Origin of the sequence: Herbaspirillum sp. BH-1, assembly GCF_002870055.1 — a bacterium.
GTDB classification, from domain to species: Bacteria; Pseudomonadota; Gammaproteobacteria; order Burkholderiales; family Burkholderiaceae_D; genus Herbaspirillum; species Herbaspirillum frisingense.
Genome location: NZ_PKOI01000048.1, coordinates 1 through 563, shown reverse-complemented (window position 1 = coordinate 563; position 563 = coordinate 1). Strand labels below are relative to the sequence as shown.

Here is a 563-nt window from a genome sequence, read left to right as displayed (position 1 = left end):
CCCAGGGCATTGAATGCCGCATCCGCTGCCAGCATGCCGCTCTTGATCGCCGCATGGCTGCCCTTGATGCGCGAGGCATTGAGGAAGCCGGCATCGCAACCCAGCAGCGCACCACCGGGGAACACCAGCTTGGGCAAGGATTGCACGCCGCCGGCGGTGATCGCGCGGGCGCCGTAGGAGAGGCGTTTGCCGCCTTCGAAGAACTTGCGGATTTCCGGATGGGTCTTGTAGCGCTGGAATTCCTCGAACGGCGACAGGTAGGGATTCTGGTAGGCCAGACCGACCACGTAGCCCACGGCCACCTGGTTGTTGTCCAGGTGATAGAGGAAGGAACCTCCGTAGGTGTCATTGGAGAGCGGCCAGCCGGCGGTGTGGACCACCAGGCCGGGCTGGTGCACTTCCGGCTTCACTTCCCACAGTTCCTTGATGCCGATGGCATAGGTCTGCGGATCGCGGCCGGCATCCAGCTTGTATTTCGCGATCAACTGCTTGCCCAGGTGGCCGCGCGCACCTTCGGCGAAGAAGGTGTATTTGGCGTGCAGTTCCATGCCCAGCTGGAATTC

The 563-nt window shown here is 62.7% G+C and carries 1 protein-coding gene; it reads right to left on the bottom strand.

Annotated elements, in window-relative coordinates; genetic code table 11:
• A partial coding sequence (locus tag HBH1_RS24730) for an NAD(P)/FAD-dependent oxidoreductase (protein WP_146012900.1) occupies window positions 1–563 on the bottom strand: 563 nt, incomplete at both ends.